The 3967-nt window shown below is 74.8% G+C and carries 3 protein-coding genes; all 3 read right to left on the reverse strand.

From position 1 onward, the window contains the following. Positions 1-1200: 1200 nt before the first annotated feature. Complete coding sequence (locus D450_RS0117360; protein WP_026128615.1) at positions 1201-1626, reverse strand: thioesterase family protein; 426 nt, start codon at positions 1624-1626, stop codon at positions 1201-1203. Positions 1627-1899: 273 nt separating this feature from the next. Then, positions 1900-3561, reverse strand: a complete 1662-nt coding sequence (locus tag D450_RS0117365) for an acetolactate synthase (RefSeq protein WP_017539922.1) — start codon at positions 3559-3561, stop codon at positions 1900-1902. 110 nt (positions 3562-3671) lie between these two features. Continuing rightward, a partial coding sequence (locus tag D450_RS0117370) for a GntR family transcriptional regulator (protein WP_017539923.1) occupies positions 3672-3967 on the reverse strand: 296 nt, incomplete at its 5' end.

Genomic DNA, 3967 nt, shown 5'->3' on the forward strand with positions numbered 1-3967 from the left:
CGGAACAGCAGCGGCGACGGGACGGCTGGTGCCCTGCTCCGGCCTGCTTGCCGGGCGGCGGGGCCTTTCGGTGCGGGAAAGACGGGCGGCGATGGAAGGGCCGATGCTCTAGGCAGGGCTGCTCGCCGGGTGGGGGCTCCGGTGTTCGGCCGGTCCGGGTGGCCTGCCGTCTGGGAGGGACCCTTCCTCTTCGCGTTCCGGGCATACCGGGCGTATCAGGCGGTGGCTGAGCATCGAGAGTGGTGGTATCGCCACGCAATGTGCAATTGGGTGGCGATACCACCACTCGCGATGGAGAACGGCCCCTTCCGGGCCGGTTTCAGTGGAGGCGGCCCGCCGGGCGCCCCGTTTGTCCGGATCGGAAGGGGGTTCGGGCCTCGCGCGCGCCCGGAGCGGCCTCCGGGGCGGGCAGGTGTGCGACCGTGGCCAGACCAGAACGTGATTCGGTCCCCGGCGCCCCTTCTACTGGCACCCCGGACCCGATTGTGGCGCTCTCGTTCACTCCGGGTAGCCGAAAGTGGGCCGACACCGTTACGAGGCCCGGCACGACCGGATGCCCCGCCCCTCCTCGACCACCCCTTCCCCGCCGGCGGGTGGACGAACAGGGGCAATGCGGGCACGGTGGTACCGAACCCCGTTCTGGTCTGGCCGGGATCGCACCGGGGAACCGCCATGGGGCGTCGATCAGCGTGCCTGCGCTCTCCTCGCCCAATGACGGTGCGTATTAATCCAGGTCAGAAAGGCCTTTCTGGTTGAAGTGGCGCCCGGCGCGGGCCGGGTGGCCGCTGCGGGCGCGGGTGCGCGATACCGGGCCCGCCCCCGCACCCGCTCGGACCGCGAGAGGCCCGGCAGCCGACCTGTGGCCCCGGGAAACCGCCCCACCCCTTCGCCGCCGCCTTCCCCCTGCACCAAAGAGGCCCGGCGCCCGGCAAGCAGACCGGAGCGGGGTACCCGCTGAGCCGTCGTCGCTGCTGTTCCTGGGCCACCGGCGACCCGCCGGCCGACCGGCAGGGCCGGGGAACCGCCCCGCCGCCTCGTCGCCGCCTACCACCCTGCGCCCCCGACGACCTGGCACCCGGCCGGCAGGCCGGAGCGGGGTACCCGTCGTGCCGTCGTCGCCGCTTTCGCCCGGACCGCGAGAGGCCGGGCGGTCGACAGCCGAGACCCGGGAACCGGCACGCCTCTTCGCCTCCCGAAGTGCTAGCCCTCGGCCGAGGTGATGAAGCGTTCGCGGTCGACGGTGACGCGTTCGATGGTGCCCGTGGCGACGGTGCGGCCGTCGGCGCCGTCCGAGCCTGCCGGATTCCGGTCCAGCTGGACCACTTTCACCTCGAAGACCAAGCGCTTGCCGTCCACCTCGGTCAGCTCCGCCTCGGCCCGCACGCGGGCCCCGGTCGGGGTCGGTGCCGTGTGGCGCAGGGCGATCCGGGTGCCGACCGTGGTGCGGCCCGCCTCCAGGCCGTTCTCCAGTGCCGCCACCGTGGCCTCCTCCGCCAGGGCCAGCACCCGCGGCGTGCCCAGCACCGGCACGTCTCCGCTGCCCAGCGAGGCGGCGGTGTCGCCCGTTGCGACGGTCGTCTCCACCCGGCCGCGCGCTCCAGGGCGCGGTTCTGCGATGTCGCTCATGGCAACGGAACCTATCGGGTGGGGCCGGGAGCCCGTCGGGCCGCCGCCGGGTGGACCGTCCCGTCCGGCGGAGGGGTGCGCCGCCCTACCGGTCGAGAGGGTGGGGCGCCGTCCTACCGGTCGAGCGGACGGGATGGCGTCCTGCCCGTTGACAGGGGGAAACCGTCCTGCCGGTCCGGGGCGGCGGGACACCGCCGGGGCCGTGCGTCGCACCGGGCGCGGGGCCGGCCGGACGTTCGGTCCCGCGCCCGGTGGTCCGGTGGGGCGTCCGGGTCAGACGCCCATCGTCTTGCGGGGGTACACGTTGTCCGGGTCGGTGGCGATGTTGACCATGTACGGCACCCCGGAGTCGAAGGCGCGGCGCAGGGCCGGGGCGATCTCCTCGGGGTCGGTGACCAGCTCGCCCCCGCCGCCTAGGGCGCGGACCACCTCGTCGTAGCGGGTCTGCGGGGACAGGTCGGCGGCCACGTCGTAGCCGTACAGCATCTGCATGGGCGCCTTCTCCAGGCCCCAGATGCCGTTGTTGCCGCACACCATCACCACCGGCAGCCGGTGCCGGACCAGGGTGTCCACGTCCATCAGCGAGAACCCGGCCGCGCCGTCCCCGAAGAGCGTCACCACCTGGGACGAGGGGCGCGACAGGCGGGCCGCGATCGCGTAGCCCATGCCGGTGCCCAGGCAGCCGTAGGGGCCCGGGTCCATCCAGTTGCCCGGGCGCCGGGGCTCGATGTACTTGCCGGCGTAGGACACGAAGTCCCCGCCGTCGCCGATCACCACCGCATCGTCGTCCAGTACCCGGTTCAGCTCGCCGTAGATCCGCGCCGGGTGGATCGGGTCGGCGGTGCTCGCGAGCGCCTCGGCGTCGGAGGCTGCGGCGCGGGCCGCGGTGCCGGAGATCCGCTCGGCCCACTCCCGCGCCTCCGGCCGCGGCTTGGCCTCGGCGGCGATGCCGCGCAGCAGCGCGCCCAGGTCGCCCGAGGCGGAGGCGGCGAGGTCGAGGTGCCCGGCGATCTGGTCCGCGGCGTCGGCCAGGTGCGCGACCTTGGCCGGGGGAGCCCCGTCCTTGCCGCCGAACAGGCCGTGGCCCAGGCGGAAGTCGAGCGGGGTGCCCGCGACCACGACCAGGTCGGCCCCGCCGAAGGCGGCGCCGCGCGCCCGGTTGGCCAGCAGCCGGTGGCCGCCGGGCAGCAGCCCCCGCCCCTGCCCGTTGGTGACCACCGGGACGCCCAGCTCCTCGGCGGCCTCCAGTGCGGCCGCCTCGGCGCCGTCCAGCCACACGTCCCCGCCGAGCACCAGCACCGGCCGCTCGGCCTCGGACAGCAGCCGCGCCACCGCCGACACCTCGCCGGGGTCGGGGGATCGGTCGGCGGCCGGGGCGCCGCCCGCCGGCTCCGCCTCGGCCTGGTCGTAGAGGCGGTCCATGGGCACGTCGAGGAAGACCGGGCCGCGGTGGGCGCCGTTGGCGGCGGTGAAGGCGCCGTCCACGGCGGCGGCGATGGACCCGGTCTCGTGGACCGTGCGCGCCTGCTTGGTGATGGTCGCGAACAGCGGCGGCTGGTCCAGCTCCTGGAGCAGCCCCTGGCCCCAGCGCGCGTCCGGGGCGCGCCCGCCGATCAGCACCAGCGGTGAGCCGCTGAACCGGGCGGTGGCCACCCCGCTCACCGCGTTGGTGACCCCCGGGCCCGCGGTGACCACGGCCAGCCCCGCGCGGCGGGTGAGCTTGCCGACCCCCTCGGCGGCGAACACCGCGGTCTGCTCGTGCCGAACGTCCAGCAGCCGCATCACGGGTTCGGGCTTGACGGCCGCGTCGTAGAGGGGGAACACGTGCCCGCCGCTGAGGGTGAACATCGTGTCGACGCCGTGGTGGAGGGCGGCGGCGACGGCGTGCGCACCGCCGTGGCCGCCGACGGTGCCGGAGAAGGGGGCCGATTCCATGGGGGAGCCTCGCTGTCCTGGTGCTCACTCGGTCGGGAGAACGCGAAACCTACTCGCGAGTCAAATAGCACCGTAGTGATCCGGGTCGCACTCGGACAAGGGGCGGGCGGCTACCGCTCCTCGGGCGGGCGCAGGCGGGTGACGAACTTGTAGCGGTCCCCCCGGTACAGCGAGCGCACCCACTCCACCGGGTTGCCCTCGTTGTCGAAGCTGTGCTGGCAGTGCAGCACCAGCGGCAGGCCCACGTCCACGCCGAGCAGCCGCGCCTCGTCCGGGGTGGCCAGCACCGTCTCGATGGTCGCCTCGGCCTCGGCCAGCCGCACGTCGTAGGCGCTGGCCAGGGCCTCGTACAGCGAGGCGTACCGGTCCAGCTGGCGGCGCAGGCCGGGGAAGCGGCGGGGGGGCC

Origin of the sequence: Nocardiopsis halophila DSM 44494 (assembly GCF_000341245.1) — a bacterium.
Taxonomy (GTDB): Bacteria; Actinomycetota; Actinomycetes; order Streptosporangiales; family Streptosporangiaceae; genus Nocardiopsis_A; species Nocardiopsis_A halophila.

Coding starts and splice junctions, on each gene's coding strand:
- D450_RS0117360 (WP_026128615.1), bottom strand. CDS start 1,626: ATGAGCGACATCGCAGAACCGCGCCCTGGAGCGCGCGGCCGGGTGGAG.
- D450_RS0117365 (WP_017539922.1), bottom strand. CDS start 3,561: ATGGAATCGGCCCCCTTCTCCGGCACCGTCGGCGGCCACGGCGGTGCG.